Genomic DNA, 15,134 nt, shown 5'->3' with positions numbered 1-15,134 from the left:
CACTGTTCTTGAAATCTTCTGTTACACGATATAAAGCATTAGACACTCATTTCAAGGCAGAGTTTCACGCTAATTTTTGTTATATTTTCAAAGCATGAACAAATGGATGTACTTAATAATAAAACGCGTTTGAGGTGGTTATGAAAAAAATTGCATGTCTTTCCGCAGTAGCAGCTTGCGTATTAGCAGTTAGCGCAGGTACCGCATTCGCTGGTCAGAGCACCGTATCCGCTGGCTATGCGCAGGGTGATTTCCAAGGCGTTGCTAACAAGGCCGACGGTTTCAACCTGAAATACCGTTACGAGTTCGACAACAACCCACTGGGCGTAATCGGTTCCTTTACCCACCTGGAAAAGGACGGTTCTCAGGACGGTTTCTACAACAAAGCTCAGTACAACTCTATCTCTGCCGGTCCAGCATACCGCATCAATGACTGGGCGAGCATCTACGGTCTGGTTGGCCTGGGTTACGGTAAATTCACTACCAACGCTCAGAACGGCACTTCTCGTCACGACACCGCTGACTACGGCTTCACCTACGGTGCCGGTCTGCAGTTCAACCCAATCGAGAACGTTGCCCTGGATGTTGGTTACGAGCAGAACCGCATTCGCAGCGTTGACGTTGGCACCTGGAACGTTGGCGTAGGCTACCGCTTCTAAGTGTGTTCGTGCCTGCGGGCATGAACCTGCGGCAAGCTTTGCCGCACTCGATAAAAAATCCGCCTCCGGGCGGATTTTTTTTATCTGTTACTTGCCGCCGCGCTCCGTCGGTTGCGTCGAGAACCGTGCGCTGCGGGCATCGCGCTCGTAGCCCTGCGGCTCGGTCAATAATCCATACAGCTCGGGGCGTCGTCCGTAAATCCAGCGGCGACCGGTGCTGAGCGGGATCAACGTCAGATCGAGTTCTGCGCTGACCATCCGGTCTTCCGCCGCCCAGGTCTCTGCCACGATGCGGCCGTAAGGATCGAGGATCATGGCGTTGCCGGTGCGTATCTCATCATCATCGCGGCCCACGCCGTTGCTGAACAGCAAAAACACGCCATTGTCGTGAGCGCGCGCCGGTAGCCAGCGCATCAGCCAGCCGCGGCCGTGTTCGCCGCGAAAAGCGGCTTCGATCGCCTGCGGATCTTCCGCGCGCCGCTGCCACAGCGCCTGCGGGATCGGCTTCATGCCGTGCGGGCTACGCGAGTGGGTGCCGCCGGTCTGGTGCGGGGCGATCAGCACCTCCGCCCCCAGCAGCGCCGTTGCGCGCACATTCTCAACCAGATTATTGTCCCAGCAGATCAACACGCCCACGCGCACGCCCCAGGGCGTATCAAACACCGTATAGCGGTCGCCGCTGGCGATGGCCGGGTGCTCGAAGGCGTGCAGCTTGCGGTGCACGTGCAGTTCGCCGTCCGGCAGGCAAACGGCGTAGGCGTTGTAACAGCGGCCGTCGTCGCCCAGCTCGATCAGCCCGACGCCAATCGCCATGTTGTAACGCTCCGCCAGCGGGCGAATGCGCGCCAGCGAAGGGCTGTTCGCCATCGGTTCCGCCAGCGCCCGCACTTCGGCGTCGGACAGATGGCGCACGTGCCAATAGCCGGTGATGCACATTTCCGGGAAGGCCAGCAGCTGTATCTGCTGCTCGGCCGCCTGGGCGATAAAGCGCTCGATGATCGACAGGTTGTAATTCTTATCGTTGGCGCGATGCTGGAATTGCACCGTGGCGGCGCGTAATGAAGGGGTCATGGTCTCTCTCCGGTTGGGGTCTGCGTTGATTACAGCAGGCAGATTGATTACTGTATAATCAATTAAATTCCCTATTCGATAACTTGATGGAATGGATATAAAACAACTGCGCGCCCTGGTGGCACTGGCCGAACAGGGCAACTATCGCCAGGCGGCGAGCCAGCTGTGCATCAGCCAACCGGCGCTGAGCAAGCAAATTCAGGCGCTGGAAACCCAGCTCGACGTTCGGTTGTTCGAGCGTGGCCGGCAGGGGGCGGTGCTCACCGCCGGCGGGCAGCGGCTTTACCCGGAGGCACAGGCGCTGGTGGAGCAGTACCAGCAGTTTCAGCGGCGCGCGCGAAAGGTAGCGTCAGGAGAGGCGGGGCGGTTGGCGCTGGGGTTTGGCCTCTCCAGCTTTCATCTGGCGCCGCAGCTGGTGGCCGCTTTCCGCCAACGCTTTCCCGAGGTGGCCATCGGCCTGGAGGACATGCCGTCGGAGCGGCAGTATCAGCTGCTGCTGCAGGGGGCGTTGCAGGCGGGATTCGTGCGCTTGCCGGTCAATACGCCGCTGTGCGGCGTGGCGTTGCTCTGTGATCGGTTGGTGCTGGCCGCGCCGGGCGCGCTGGCGCTGCGAGCCGACGATCTGATGGCGCGTTTCAATCAGCTGCCGCTGTTGCAGTTGACCCCTAAACGCGGGCGCGGATTGAGCGATCAGTCGCTGCGGTTTATCGCCGCTCACCGCCTGACGCCGAACGTGGTACAGCAAGCAGGCGATATCCAGACGCTGCTGGCGTTGGTCGCCGCCGGCGTCGGCGTCGCGCTGCTGCCGCACAGCATCACGCATATCGCGCCGGCCGGCATCGATATTTTAGCGCTGAGCGGCGAGGAAACGGAGTGGCAGGTCGGTATCGCCTGGGATCCGCAGCGCACCGATGCGCTGCGGGACAACTTCGTGCAGACGGCGCTGGCGGTACAACGCGCTTAGGCATTCAAAGCGGACAATGCATCACCACGATCGGGCTTTGATGGTACTCGCTGCGGTGGCTTTCGCTGAAGCCGACCTTTCTCGCCAGCGCCAGCGAAGCCTGGTTGTCAGGCGAGATGATGCAGACGGTTTTCTCCCCCGGCAGGTGCGTTTTACCCCAGGCCAGCGCCGCCCGCAGCGCCTCGGTGGCGTAGCCTTTGCCGTGCGCCGAGCTCACCAGCGTCCAGCCCATCTCCGGCGCGTCGAGCGCCGGGGCGATGTCGCGCAGGAAGTTGGAGAAGCCGATGCTGCCGAGGTACTCGCCGCTCTGCTTATCGCGCACCGCCCAATATCCGTAGCCTAACAACGCCCAGTGGCCGACGTAGCGCATCAGACGTCCCCAGGAGTCTTCCCGGTCGCGCGGCGTGCCGCCGATATAGCGCACGACCTGCGGATCGGCCCACAGCGCGGCCAGCGAGTCGAAGTCGTCCAGCGTGTGCGCATCCAGCCTCAGGCGTTCGGTGACAAGCGTCGGCGCGGTGTTGATTACGGTCATGTTGCTGCTCCTGCACAGGGTGAAAGGCGATGAAAAACAACGGCGTTCAGTATGCCAGAGAAATCACGCCGCCAGCCACCACCGCCGGATGAACCGGAAGCCGCCCAGGCCGAGTTGGGGCGCTAGCGGCCAACGGCGCGCGACGAATCCAAACAACGGTGTCTCAGGCTCGCGTCGCTAATAATATGGCGGGCAGGCATTGCCGATATTCGTAAGTTTTCCCTTTCATTATTATTTGCCATCAACCCTGGCTGAACCTAAATTTTAACATTTACGTCGTGACGAGCGCGTCAATTCATCAGGCTAATGCGGGTGGCCTGCAGTATGTGATTATGCTCAACATTCACTTGTTATTATTTTTTTATTAAAATTTAGTTCGGCGGTCTTTTTTTGAGATGATTTTCCTTAAAATTGATAATTTGCGATACAAAAAACTAACTTTATGGTTTTTGGCGCGTCAATATATCAATGGATGTGGTGATTGGTTAACCTTTGGTTATGGTTTGCAAGAAAAATCCTATATAAACGATGGTGAGGTGAAAAAGCGTATTTCGTGGCGTTAATTGAGTGGTTTTTCTTGCCTGTACTTGGGTATTTTCGCGAATTACCTGATTAAATATTTATTTAATATTTCATTAACATTTGACGCCAAACTATAAATGATCGCTATAGTGAAAACATGTGAATAAAATGAAATATAGATTTAATGACCATATTCTCTTTGACGCAGACACCAGAACCCTTAGTCCAACAGATTTTTCTGACGATCCCATATCCATATCCAGTCCTTCCAAACGGTTGCTGCTGCTGTTGATTGCCCACCATGGCGAAGCCGTAGGGCGTGAACTGATATTCAAGAAGGTCTGGGACGATTACGGCATGGTTTCCAGCAATAATAATCTTAATCAATGCGTCAGCAAATTGCGGCGGGTGATTAAAAATCTTGGCGTTGAGGATGAGGTCATTGTTACGGTCCCTAAAGTGGGTTTTATGTTGCGTGATGAGATTACCATCGAGTCTTATGAAGATGCGGAAGATATTAACGACGCAGAGCCTGCCGCGATGTTGCCGGGATCTGCCCCCGAAGCGGCGGTAAATCCGCCGCCCGAAACCGTCATCAATGGGGCCGACTCTCAACCTGGTTATTCCCGCCGCTGGTGGCTGATGCTCAGCGCGTTGGTTCTGGGGGGGCTTTTCGTGGCTATTGCGATGACGACCTATTTCAGCGGTTCGGGGGCCCGGCAGGAGAGCTACCTGGGAAAGTCGGGCAATTGTAAGGTGTTCATGTCGCTGCCTGATGCCTCAAGCTCGGTCAGCGCCAGCCTGAATCGGGACATTCTGGCTTACGCCGCGCACCAAACGGGAGAATGCAGCGGCGATGAGTTTTTGCTGGTAGTGCGCAGCAATCAGGTCAGGGCTTACATTTCCGGCATATCCCGTTTATTCCTGCTGCGCTGCAAGATCTTGCGTGAACATAAGATGGAGATCTGTTCCGGTTTGGAAAGCGACAATGCCGAGTTTATTAATTGACCATTGAAGCCATTACTCAACGCGATTGAAAGGGCGACAAATATGACAAAAATATTACAGCGTTGAAATAGAACGTTTGATTTCATTTGGCGAGTCGCCGTGTGGCGTTTATCGAGAGGTATTTCCTTTTTTCTACCGCTTACTACCTAATTATGGTGATTATGTATGGTTAAAGCCGATTTCGGTGATGCGTTGCTATTCTTTGAACCCAGCTTTTTAGTGAGAAGAGGAATGAAAGCATTTCTCGTTACCCGATCAAGCGACAGGTATTTTATCGATACTTTGACGGCGCTGGAGAGGGCATTGAAAGAGGGAAAGCCTCATGCGCTAATTATGGAGTTATATCATCATAGCGAATATTTGTATGATGTATTACGGTTCGTTCTGACGGCAAAAAATGTCTGGCCGGAAATTCCCCTGGTGATTTTCACCGCTGTAGAACACCCCGGCATATTAGCGTTGTTGGCGACGGATGCGCGCATAGCTATCGTGGCAAAGGATGATCCTTTGCATTGTCTGAGTGACGCCATTGCGGCTGCCGGTGAGTTCTCCGGCTATCTTTCCCCACATATTCGCGCCCGGTTGACGCATTCGGCCACCGCATTATCTGACAGCGAATGGCGCGTTTTAGCCATGATGGCTGCCGGTGCTTCTCCAAGAAGCATCGCCAATGTGACCCGGCGAAGTTACAAAACCATAAGCTCCCATAAACTGAATATTATGCGAAAGTTGGGTCTCAATCAGGCCGGCTTTATGCGGCTAATTCTTACCTTGAGAACCCGATACCCTTCCTGAAACGTGGCGAAAAGCCACCTTTTCTCTACGGCGGCCGATCTTGATTGGCTGCTGCCCCCCCCTGTGTGAATCTCATCAATCTTCCCTCCCAACGAATAACGCCGGCGCTGAAATTCTGCGCGGGTATGGGAGTGAGGGACAGGGCTGCCAAATGGCTAAATAATCGCCGCCTGATGGGGTTAAACCACAATGTGATTGTGCTTTCATCAAATGCTTAACCCGCTTTTTAATGTGATTGACGGGGAGATAAAACATTAATTATGGAATTTAAATCTAAATATTTGAACTTTAATAGTTAATGATTCTTTTTTGATCGAATGGGGATATTCTTGTGGCGTCAAGCAGACTGGCTAAACGCAGTGATGCAAACGGCTGGCTGAGAATGGACGAAAGAAAGAAAACATATTCAACATTGAAGGGAGTTACACCATGAAGAAAATGACACTGGCTCTGGCGATCGTTTCCGCCTTTGCAGCGGTCAGCACTGCACAAGCCGCCGACGTTACCGCTCAGGCGCTGGCAACCTGGTCTGCAACCGCCAAGAAAGACACCACCAGCAAACTGGTCGTGACGCCGATTGGCAGCCTGGCCTTCAACTATGCAGAAGGCATTAAGGGTTTCAACAGCCAGAAAGGCCTGTTTGACGTCACCGTGGAAGGCGATACCACGGCAACCGCTTTCAAACTGACCTCAAAACTGGTCTCCAATACGCTGACTCAGCTGGATACTTCCGGTTCTACTTTGGAAGTCGGGGTGAACTATAACGGTGCGGTGGTCGGGAAAACGGCTGAAACCACCATGATCGACACCACCGCCGGTATTTTGGGCGGCAATCTGAGCGCCTTGTCCAACGCCTACAACCAGGCCGGCCGCACCAGCGCGCAGGATCAGTTCACCTTCAGCATCATCGGCGCGACGTCAAACGGCACCACCGCCGTCACGGATTTCAGCACGCTGCCGGAAGGTATCTGGAGCGGCGATGTCAGCGTCGAATTCAACGCGACCTGGACTTCCTAATCCCCTAACGATCTGCATCTGGCAGGGGGGAGACCTCCTGCTATTTATCGCCCATCAACGCCAGTGGAATACCGCAATGACACGCTTTTCTCTCGCCGTCACCCTGATGTTAATGCTGCTGCAGCCGGCTTTGGCTCTCGATGTGGGTGAGATCAGCTCCTTCATGCCGGGCGACAGCGCGCGTCTGAGTAAGGAAATCAAAAACACCACCGACAGCGGCCGGCTGGTCAACATCAGCATCGAACGCATTTCCAGCCCCCTGGCCTCCGGTACGGTGATCCCGATGAGCAGCCGGGATGAAATGCTGCTGTCGCCCGCCAGCCTGATCTTGCCGGCCAACGCCAGCGATGTGATCCGCTTTTACTACAAAGGGCCGAACGACGCGCAGGAGCGCTATTACCGCATCATCTGGTTTGATCAGGCGCTGAGCGAGGCGGGGCAAAATTCGGCTCGGCGCAATGCCGTGGCCACCACGTCGGCGCGCATCGGCACCATTTTGGTGGTGGCGCCCCGGCAGGATCGCTTCGCCTATCAGTTCGCCAATGGGCGGATCAAAAACACCGGCAATGCCACGTTCAAAGTGGTGGCCTACGGCAATTGCAGGAACAAGCAGGACGGCAGCGACTGCAAGGAAAACTATTTCGTGATGCCGGGGAAGGATCGCGCCTTCAGCAAGGTTGACGTCAACGATAAAAAAGGGCGTGTCGCGCTGTGGCACGGCGAACAGTTTATCCCGGTGAAGTAATGCGCGCGTTATCCACGATGGATGCAAAACAATCACGCAAGGAGTGGCATGTGAACGCTGTGCTGTTGAAAACGCTTTTGGCTGCCGGTGCGCTGGCGCTCCCGACGCTGTTGCCTGGCCGTATGGCGATGGCGGCCGGCTTGAAGCAGATTAACGGCGTGCTGATCCCGCAAACCTTCAGCCTGGCGTTGCGCGAGGGGGTGAGCATTCCGCTGTTGCTGCATTATGAAAAGAGCGATGGCGTCAAAGATGACAGCCGCATCGGCCACGCCTTTCTCTACCTGGATCAGGACAGCTTAAAGATTCGTCGGGTGACGCTGGAGGATAACGACGACGGCGCCCGGCTGACGGCGGCGATCGCCGCTCAGCTGCAGGCTTTGCAGGATGCGCCATTCGATCGCCGGCAGCATATCCGGGTCGCGGACGACGCCTGGTTGGCGCTGGATTTCCGGCAGCTCAACCTGCAGCTGGTGGTCAAGGAATCCGCCTTGGGAACGGTACTGCGCAGCCGCTCCAGCGATATCGGCGCGTCCAGCGTAGATGCCGTGAGCAGCACGCTGGATTATAACCTGGGGGTCTACGACAACCGCGCCCGCGCCAGTGAAGGCAATACCTCCAGCTATTTATCGCTCAACAGCGTCACTGCGCTGCGTGAACACCACGTGGAGTTGAACGGTTCAATCTACGGCATCGGCAGCGGCGATGAAAACGCCACGCTGTACAAAGCGATGTACGAGCGCGATTTCGCCGGCCGCCGTTTCGCCGCCGGCATGCTGGACAGTTGGAACCTGCAGTCGCTGGGGCCGGTCACGACGCTCAACTCGAGCAAGATTTATGGTCTGTCATACGGTAACCGCGCCAATTCGACGGTATTCGATAACACCCAATCGTTGACGCCGATCGTGGTGTTTTTCCCATCGGCCGGCGAAGTGCATCTGTCGCGCGACGGGCGGCTGCTCAGCGTGCAGAACTTCGCCATGGGCAACCATGAAGTGGACACCGGTAGCCTGCCCTACGGCATTTATGACGTCGAAGTGGAGGTGGTGGTCAACGGCAAAGTCGTGGATAAACGCATGCAGCGAGTGAATAAACTGTTCAGCCCCAACCGCGGCGTCAATGCGCCGCTGGCCTGGCAATTCTGGGGCGGGATGCTGCGCATGGACGACTGGCGTGGCGAGCGGGAACGCCACCGCCCGGCAAAGGATTCTTATTTGCTTGGCGCTTCGGCGACCGGCAATCTGCAAACGCTGAATTGGGCGCTGTCGGGGTACTCGTTTGACGGCAACGCCGTCGGCGAGAGCCGCATCAGCCTGCCGGTGACCGAGTCGATTCAGTTCAACCTGCAAAATATGGCGGCCTCCGATCGTTCCTGGAGCCTGATCAACAGCGTCAGCGCCGCGTTGCCCGGCGGTTTCAGCAGCCTGTGGGTCAACCAGGAGAAAATGCAGATTGGCGATCGTCTGTTGCAAAATGACGCCTATAACCGCGCCGTTGGCGGCAGCCTCAATCTGGGGGCGCTGTGGTCTCCGCTGGGCACCCTGAGCGTCAGCTACAACGACGATAAAAAGAACGACAGCCACTATTACAACGCCGACTATTACCAGAATATCTTTACCGGCCGTTTCGGCACGCTGGGCGTGCGTGCGGGCGTGCAGCGCTACAACAACGGCAGCAGCAACGCCAATACCGGCAAATACATCGCGCTCGATTTTTCACTGCCGATGGGCAACTGGCTCAGCGCGGGCGTCTCCAACCAGAACGGCTACACCACCGCCAACCTGGCGGCGCGCAAGGACATCAAGGACGGGCCGATTCGCACCCTGGGCGCCAACCTGTCGCGGGCGATTTCCGGTGATACCCGCGGCGACAATAGCTTTAACGGCGGCGGCTATGCGCGCTTCGACACCAAATATTCCACCGGCACGCTCAACGTCAGCAGCTCCGCCGACGGCTACGTCAACAGCAGCCTGACCGCGAGCGGCAGCGTAGGCTGGCAAGGGCGTGATATCGCCATCAGCGGCCGCAACGAAGGCAACGCCGGGATCATCTTCAACACCGGCATCGAAAATGACGGTCTGCTGACCGCGCGGGTTGACGGCCGGATGGTGAAACTGAGCGGCAATAAGAACTACCTGCCGTTGTCGCCTTACGGCCAGTACGACGTTGAGTTGATGAACAACAAAAACTCGGCGGAGAGTTTCGACATCGTGACCAAACGCAAGAGCAAGCTCACTTTGTATCCGGGCAACGTGGCGGTGATCTCGCCGGAGATCAAACAGATGGTGACGGTATTCGGCCGCATCAAGGCGGAGGACGGCACGCTGCTGGCCAACGCCTATATCAAGAACCATATCGGCCGCACCCGCACCGATGAGAAAGGCGAATTTATCATGGATGTCGACAAGAAATTCCCGGTTATCGATTTTACCCACAGCGGCAATCAGACATGCGAAGTGGATTTGGATCTGAGCAAGGCGCAAGGCGCAGTGTGGGTCGGCGACGTGATCTGCACCGGGCTGAAAACCTATGCGGGCAATGTTTCATCCGGGGAGTTTGACCATGAGAGCTAACGTTGCGCTGTTGTTATTGCTGGCGCTGATGGCCCCTGCGCTGCAGGCGGCGGTCAGCCAGACCAACTGGCCGGATGCGGCGGTCATGAAATTTGTCTTCGTGGAAAACAACGCCGACGACAACTTTTTCGTCACGCCCGCCGGCGGGCTGGATCCGCGCATGACCGGCGCCAATAAATGGACCGGGCTGAAATACGGCGGTTCAGGCACTATCTATCAGCAAAGCCTGGGGTATGTGGATAATGGCTACAACACCGGGCTGAATGCCAACTGGCGTTATGACATGTGGCTGGAAAATGCGCCGATCAAGAATCCGTTCCTCGGTTTGCGCTGCATCAACTGGTATGCCGGCTGTAATATGGATACCAGTTTGATCCTGCCGCAGACCACCGACGAAAAGGGGTTTTACGGCGCGGTGGTCACGACCGGCGGTGCAAAATGGATGCACGGCATGATGTCGCCGAGTTTCTATCAGTATCTGAAACAGATGGCGGCGGGCGAAGCTTTCAGCATGCAGATCAACGGCTGCCAAACGTCGGTGGCGTACGACGCCTCAGCCGGCGGCCGCTGTCGGGATCAGGCCAGCGGCAGCTGGTACAAGCGCACCGTCACGCACAGCAAGGCGGCGCACCTGCGTTTTATCAACACCAACGCCGTCTCGGAAGTGTTCGTCAACAGCGATGGGGTGCCGATCATCGGCGAGGGCAATGCCGATTGCAAGAACCAGACCATCGGCGCCCGCTCAGGCATCATGTGCAAAATGGTCAGCTACGATTTGCAGACCGACGGCAGCGTCAGCAACACCTCGATTCATATTTTTCCGGCGATTAACCATGCGGCGCTGTCTTCAGCGGTGAATGCCGCCGATCTGCAGTTCAGTCTGAACGGCAACACCTGGAAAAATACCTCGGGCACCGGCAGCTACTATACCTTTAACGAGCTGAAGAGCAGCAACGCGGTTTATGTGTTCTTCTCCAGCAACTTCTTCAAGCAGATGGTCGCGCTGGGGATATCCGACAGCGGCACCCGCGATCTGATCAATTTCCGCTTTCAGAACACCACTTCGCCGGAGTCGGGGTGGTATGAGTTTTCCACCTCAAACCAGCTGATTATCAAACCGCGCGATTTCAGCATCAGCATTATTTCCGATGACTACGACAACAGCCCACACCGTGAAGGGTATGTCGGCCCGGCGGAACCGGCGCTGGAGTTCGGCTATTTCGTGACCACCAGCGGCAAAACCGCCGCCGATCAGGTGAGGGTGATGGCGACCGGGCCTACTCAGGCGATCAACGGGGTGAACTATTGTCTTTTTTCCTCTGCGGATAACAGTACCCGGGTGCCGTTCCCCGCTACCCTCGGCATCACCACCAGCACCAACGGCCAGCAGAGCTTCGCCGCCGGCTGCGATGGCCAATGGCACGACATGACCAACGCGCTCTGGAGCAGCACCCCGTGGAATGATATTTCCGGCGAAGTGGGGGTGCTGAACAAGACCCGCGTGACGTTCAGCATTCCGATGAATAATCCGATCTCGCTGAGAACCGTCGACGGCAACGGTTGGTACGGCGACGTCAGCGCCGCCGGTGAAATTCATGTCGAAGCCACCTGGCGCAACATTAATTGAGGACAGCGTGTGAAACGGGTGCTGATAGGATTGCTGTGTCTGTCTTTTCCCTTTACCGCCGCCGCGATCAATGTCGGCACCCTGACGTTCGCCATGGATCAGGACCGTTCATTCACCGCCAAGCGAGTGTTGAATAACAACCGCAGCGCGCGCCTGTATCAGGTGAGCATTCGCGCCATCGATCGGCCGGGAGAGCGCGAGGCGCGCAGCCGGCCGGCGGATGGCGAACTGCTGTTCGCCCCACGTCAGCTGACGCTGCAGGCCGGGCAGGCGGAGTACTACAAGTTTTTCTATCACGGGCCGCAGGATAATCGCGAGCGTTATTACCGGGTCTCATTTCGCGAAGTGCCGACCCGATTGTTCGAGCCGGGGCCGCGTCAGGGCGCCGGCGTCAACCTGGAGCCGATCGTGGTGATGGACACCATACTGGTGGTGCGCCCGCGTCAGATAAACTTTGCCTATCGGCTCGATGCGCAACGCGGCACGCTCACCAACACCGGCAACACCTACTTCAAGTTCCTGCTCAAACCGGGCTGCAACAGCACGGATGAAGAGGGCGTCACAGAATACCTGCGCCCCGGCGATACGCTGACCCATCCCGGCATTCGGCTGAAGGGACAGAAATTCATTATCTATAACGACAAATTTATCAGCGTAGACCGCAGCTGCCTCGATTAACGCGGCGGAATGGCGAAGCGGAAGCAGGCACCGTTTGGCGCTTGTTCGATCAGCTGAATGTCGCTGTCGTGCAGCTGCAGAATGCGCCGCACGATCATCAACCCCAGCCCGCCGGCAGGGCGCCGGGCGCCGCTGATGATCGACGGGCGTACAAACAGATCGGCGCGCAACGCCTGCGGAATGCCGGGGCCGCTGTCGCTGACCTGCACCATCACCTGGTCTTCCTGCCGCCACAGCCGCACGCCGATATCGCCGCCGGGCGGCGTATGGCGAATGGCGTTGTCCAGCAGGTTGGTCAGCACCCGCTCAATCATGCTGAGATCGGCGAACACCGGCGGAATGCCGGGAGCGATGTCGGCGTGCAGCCGCTGGTTACGCGCCTCCGCCGCCAGCTCGAATTTCTGGAATACGTCCTGCAGCAGTTCGCTGAGGGAGAAGGGCTCTTTCTGCGGTTTCACCACGCCGTATTCCAGCCGCGCCAGCTCAAACAGCTCCTGCGCCAGCTTGCCTACCTTGCGGCTCTGCGCCAGCGCGATCTCCAGATAGCGCCGCCGATCGGCTTCGCTCAGGGTGGCGGCCTTGACCGACAGCGTTTCCAGATAACCGTGCAGCGAGGTGAGCGGGGTGCGCAGATCGTGCGAGACGTTGGCGATGAATTCACGACGCAGCCGATCCTGCTGCGCCAGCGTTTGCCACTGTTCGGCAAGGCGCTGCGCCATGCGGTGGAAGGCCTGTTGCAGCTGGCTGACCTCGTCACGCCCGGCCGGCGTCGCCGGCTGCGCCGCGTAGGCCTGCACCGCCTCAATGCCGCCGTTGTCCAGCGCATTGACCTGCCGGGTCAGGCGACGGATGGGGCGCGTGACCCAGTAGAAAGCGAAACCGCCGGCCAGCAGGCTGAACAGCACCATCACCCCGGAGGTCCACAGCGCCATCCTGACCGCCGAGTTGAACTGGGCGTTGCTGGCCAGCGAGGTATAGTCTTCCCCGAGCAAGACCACATACAGATAGCCTTCGATTCGGCCGTCGACCTTTAGCGGCGCGACGCTGAACACCTTGCGCCCGTCCGCGCTGCGCGGATCGTCGCCATACACCGGCATCTGCGCGCCATCGAGCAGCGCCTGCAGCGGCGGCAGCGCGACCCGCTGCCGTTTCAGGTGCCCGGCCGGCGCGGCATTGCCGATAATCGCCCCTTGCTTGTCGAGCAGGTATACCTCAACGCTGGGATTCACCGCCATCAGCTGATCGAACAGGGTGTGCACCGCCTGCGGATCCGGGCCGTTCGCCCCCAGCAGCGGGTTGCTGTCGGCGATGTGCTGCGCCAGGCTGCCGGACAGGCGTTGGATCACCGCCTGACTGTATTGGGTGCTGCTGCGCACCTGCATCCAGCCGGAAAAGGCGCAGCCGATGACGATCAGCAGTGCGAAGATCAGCGTAAGGCGTGGCGCTAACGTAAGGTTTTTCATGGCTCACTCTTGCGGCGTGGCCGCGAATTTATAGCCCATGCCCCACACCGTGAGGATGCGCTCGGGTTCCGCCGGGTTGCGCTCGATCTTGATGCGCAGCCGGTTGATATGGGTGTTGACGGTGTGCTCATACCCTTCGTGCTGATAGCCCCAGACCTGATTCAACAGGCTGAGGCGGGAGAACACCTGGCCCGGATGGCGGGCGAAAAAATACAGCAGGTCGAATTCGCGCGGCGTCAGTTCGATCGGCTGCTGCTGCAGGCGCACCTCGCGGGCGATAGGGTCGATGGTCAGATCGTTGAAGCTGAGCACGCCGGCGTCCATGCGCAGGTTGCGGCTCATCGCCTCCTGGCGGCGAAACAGCGCCTTGACCCGCGCCACCAGCTCCAGCATGGAAAAGGGTTTGGCCAGATAGTCGTCGGCGCCCAGCTCCAGCCCCAGCACGCGATGCACCTCGCTGGAGCGCGCGCTGGTGATGATGATCGGCGTGTAGCGCGTCATGGTGCGCGCCCGGCGGCAAATCTCCAATCCGTCTACGCCCGGCAGCATCAGATCGAGGATCAAAGCGTCCCAGCCGCCCTGTTCCAGCATCGCCATGCCCTGATTGCCGTCGGCGGCGTGGCTGATGGCGTAACCCTCGTCACGCAAATGCAGCTGCAGCAGTTCGGCGATGTCGCCATCGTCCTCGACGATCAAAATGCGTTTTGGCTTTTCCATTCTCATTACCGCTGATTGCCCGATTCTCTCTGAAGTCTACACAACCCCCACCGGTGGAGTTATCACATTTTATTTAACTTTGCGTGAGGTCTTGGGGAACAAATCCGGGGAATACTCGGTTCATCGCATCATTAGTCGGCAGGAATCGCCATGAATCTCACTCTCACCCCGGAACCACGCCAGACCGTGCATCCGCTGTGGCTGCGGTTGACGCATTGGCTCAATGCGCTGGCGATGCTGATCATGGTGACCAGTGGCTGGCGCATCTACAACGCTTCGCCGCTGTTCAACTTCAGCTTTCTCAACGAGCTGACGCTTGGCGGCTGGCTGGGCGGCGCGTTGCAGTGGCACTTCGCCGGCATGTGGCTGTTCGGCGTCAACGGGTTGTGCTACCTGCTGATCAACCTGGCCAGCGGGCGTTTCAAGCGTAAATATTGGCCGCTCAGCCCGAGGCAGTTTCTCGCCGATTTCGGCGCGGCGCTGCGCGGCCGGCTGCAGCACGCCGACTTGCGCCACTACAACATGGTGCAGCGCGTGGCCTATTTGTCGGTGATGGTCATCGGCGTGCTGAGCGCGTTGTCCGGATTGGTGTTGTGGAAGTCGGTGCAGTTTCCGCTGCTGCGCACGCTGCTCGGCGGCTATGAAGCGGCGCGCTATATCCACTTTTTCGCCATGTCGGCGCTGGTGGCCTTCGTGGCGACTCACCTGGTGATGGTGGCACTGGTGCCCCGTACGCTGCTGGCCATGCTGCGCGGACGTTAAG

General features: G+C 58.0%; 14 protein-coding genes. 10 read left to right on the top strand and 4 right to left on the bottom strand.

Annotated features, from left to right (window positions below; genetic code table 11):
- Positions 1-140 precede the first annotated feature (140 nt).
- A complete protein-coding gene (gene ompX / locus AC6BYQ_RS05600) occupies positions 141-659 on the top strand; it encodes an outer membrane protein OmpX (RefSeq protein ID WP_019454480.1) in 519 nt (172 codons plus the stop codon).
- 87 nt (positions 660-746) lie between these two features.
- Here the strand turns inward: ompX and AC6BYQ_RS05595 are convergent, their stop codons facing one another.
- Positions 747-1,730, bottom strand: coding sequence for a nitrilase family protein (locus tag AC6BYQ_RS05595; RefSeq protein WP_063919024.1), 984 nt, complete (start codon positions 1,728-1,730; stop codon positions 747-749).
- Positions 1,731-1,821: 91 nt separating this feature from the next.
- Between AC6BYQ_RS05595 and AC6BYQ_RS05590 the strand changes: the two genes are divergently transcribed.
- A complete protein-coding gene (locus AC6BYQ_RS05590) occupies positions 1,822-2,694 on the top strand; it encodes a LysR family transcriptional regulator (protein WP_498056467.1) in 873 nt (290 codons plus the stop codon).
- 4 nt (positions 2,695-2,698) lie between these two features.
- On the opposite strand, the gene AC6BYQ_RS05585 is transcribed toward AC6BYQ_RS05590, so the two are convergent.
- Complete coding sequence (locus tag AC6BYQ_RS05585) at positions 2,699-3,229, bottom strand: GNAT family N-acetyltransferase (RefSeq protein WP_019454477.1); 531 nt, start codon at positions 3,227-3,229, stop codon at positions 2,699-2,701.
- A 690-nt stretch (positions 3,230-3,919) separates the two neighbouring features.
- Between AC6BYQ_RS05585 and AC6BYQ_RS05580 the strand changes: the two genes are divergently transcribed.
- The 7 genes from AC6BYQ_RS05580 to AC6BYQ_RS05550 all read left to right on the top strand — a co-directional run bounded on the left by AC6BYQ_RS05580 (position 3,920) and on the right by AC6BYQ_RS05550 (position 12,191).
- Complete coding sequence (locus AC6BYQ_RS05580; protein WP_063919027.1) at positions 3,920-4,759, top strand: winged helix-turn-helix domain-containing protein; 840 nt, start codon at positions 3,920-3,922, stop codon at positions 4,757-4,759.
- Positions 4,760-4,924: 165 nt separating this feature from the next.
- Positions 4,925-5,554, top strand: coding sequence for a helix-turn-helix transcriptional regulator (locus tag AC6BYQ_RS05575; protein ID WP_019454475.1), 630 nt, complete (start codon positions 4,925-4,927; stop codon positions 5,552-5,554).
- A gap of 429 nt (positions 5,555-5,983) precedes the next feature.
- The gene (gene ecpA / locus AC6BYQ_RS05570; RefSeq protein ID WP_004939148.1) at positions 5,984-6,571 is read left to right on the top strand and encodes a common pilus major fimbrillin subunit EcpA; all 588 of its coding nucleotides are present in this window, start codon (positions 5,984-5,986) and stop codon (positions 6,569-6,571) included.
- 76 nt (positions 6,572-6,647) lie between these two features.
- Positions 6,648-7,316 (top strand): EcpB family pilus assembly chaperone, encoded by a 669-nt coding sequence (locus AC6BYQ_RS05565; RefSeq protein ID WP_498056466.1) that lies wholly within the window; start codon positions 6,648-6,650, stop codon positions 7,314-7,316.
- 50 nt (positions 7,317-7,366) lie between these two features.
- A complete protein-coding gene (locus AC6BYQ_RS05560; RefSeq protein ID WP_498056465.1) occupies positions 7,367-9,886 on the top strand; it encodes a CS1-pili formation C-terminal domain-containing protein in 2,520 nt (839 codons plus the stop codon).
- On the top strand, positions 9,876-11,513 hold the full coding sequence (gene ecpD / locus AC6BYQ_RS05555; RefSeq protein ID WP_019454472.1) for a fimbrial adhesin EcpD: 1,638 nt from the start codon (positions 9,876-9,878) through the stop codon (positions 11,511-11,513). Before AC6BYQ_RS05560 ends, ecpD begins: the two co-directional genes overlap by 11 nt.
- A gap of 9 nt (positions 11,514-11,522) precedes the next feature.
- Positions 11,523-12,191 (top strand): fimbrial biogenesis chaperone, encoded by a 669-nt coding sequence (locus AC6BYQ_RS05550; RefSeq protein WP_019454471.1) that lies wholly within the window; start codon positions 11,523-11,525, stop codon positions 12,189-12,191.
- Here the strand turns inward: AC6BYQ_RS05550 and AC6BYQ_RS05545 are convergent.
- Complete coding sequence (locus tag AC6BYQ_RS05545; protein ID WP_498056464.1) at positions 12,188-13,654, bottom strand: sensor histidine kinase; 1,467 nt, start codon at positions 13,652-13,654, stop codon at positions 12,188-12,190. The two genes, AC6BYQ_RS05550 and AC6BYQ_RS05545, sit on opposite strands and share 4 nt — an antisense overlap.
- Positions 13,655-13,657: 3 nt before the next feature.
- Positions 13,658-14,371 (bottom strand): winged helix-turn-helix domain-containing protein, encoded by a 714-nt coding sequence (locus AC6BYQ_RS05540; RefSeq protein WP_019454469.1) that lies wholly within the window; start codon positions 14,369-14,371, stop codon positions 13,658-13,660.
- A gap of 150 nt (positions 14,372-14,521) precedes the next feature.
- On the opposite strand from AC6BYQ_RS05540, the gene AC6BYQ_RS05535 reads away from it, so the two are divergent.
- Positions 14,522-15,133, top strand: coding sequence for a cytochrome b/b6 domain-containing protein (locus AC6BYQ_RS05535; RefSeq protein WP_498056463.1), 612 nt, complete (start codon positions 14,522-14,524; stop codon positions 15,131-15,133).
- Position 15,134 lies beyond the last annotated feature (1 nt).

It is taken from the genome of Serratia sp. LTN-2, assembly GCF_059740205.1.
This window is presented reverse-complemented; position numbering and strand designations above follow the sequence as displayed.

Bases quoted from the DNA above. Each gene is read 5' to 3' on its own strand.
- ompX (WP_019454480.1), top strand. From the start codon at position 141: ATGAAAAAAATTGCATGTCTTTCCGCAGTAGCAGCTTGCGTATTAGCA.
- AC6BYQ_RS05595 (WP_063919024.1), bottom strand. From the start codon at position 1,730: ATGACCCCTTCATTACGCGCCGCCACGGTGCAATTCCAGCATCGCGCC.
- AC6BYQ_RS05590 (WP_498056467.1), top strand. From the start codon at position 1,822: ATGGATATAAAACAACTGCGCGCCCTGGTGGCACTGGCCGAACAGGGC.
- AC6BYQ_RS05585 (WP_019454477.1), bottom strand. From the start codon at position 3,229: ATGACCGTAATCAACACCGCGCCGACGCTTGTCACCGAACGCCTGAGG.
- AC6BYQ_RS05580 (WP_063919027.1), top strand. From the start codon at position 3,920: ATGAAATATAGATTTAATGACCATATTCTCTTTGACGCAGACACCAGA.
- AC6BYQ_RS05575 (WP_019454475.1), top strand. From the start codon at position 4,925: ATGGTTAAAGCCGATTTCGGTGATGCGTTGCTATTCTTTGAACCCAGC.
- ecpA (WP_004939148.1), top strand. From the start codon at position 5,984: ATGAAGAAAATGACACTGGCTCTGGCGATCGTTTCCGCCTTTGCAGCG.
- AC6BYQ_RS05565 (WP_498056466.1), top strand. From the start codon at position 6,648: ATGACACGCTTTTCTCTCGCCGTCACCCTGATGTTAATGCTGCTGCAG.
- ecpD (WP_019454472.1), top strand. From the start codon at position 9,876: ATGAGAGCTAACGTTGCGCTGTTGTTATTGCTGGCGCTGATGGCCCCT.
- AC6BYQ_RS05545 (WP_498056464.1), bottom strand. From the start codon at position 13,654: ATGAAAAACCTTACGTTAGCGCCACGCCTTACGCTGATCTTCGCACTG.
- AC6BYQ_RS05540 (WP_019454469.1), bottom strand. From the start codon at position 14,371: ATGGAAAAGCCAAAACGCATTTTGATCGTCGAGGACGATGGCGACATC.
- AC6BYQ_RS05535 (WP_498056463.1), top strand. From the start codon at position 14,522: ATGAATCTCACTCTCACCCCGGAACCACGCCAGACCGTGCATCCGCTG.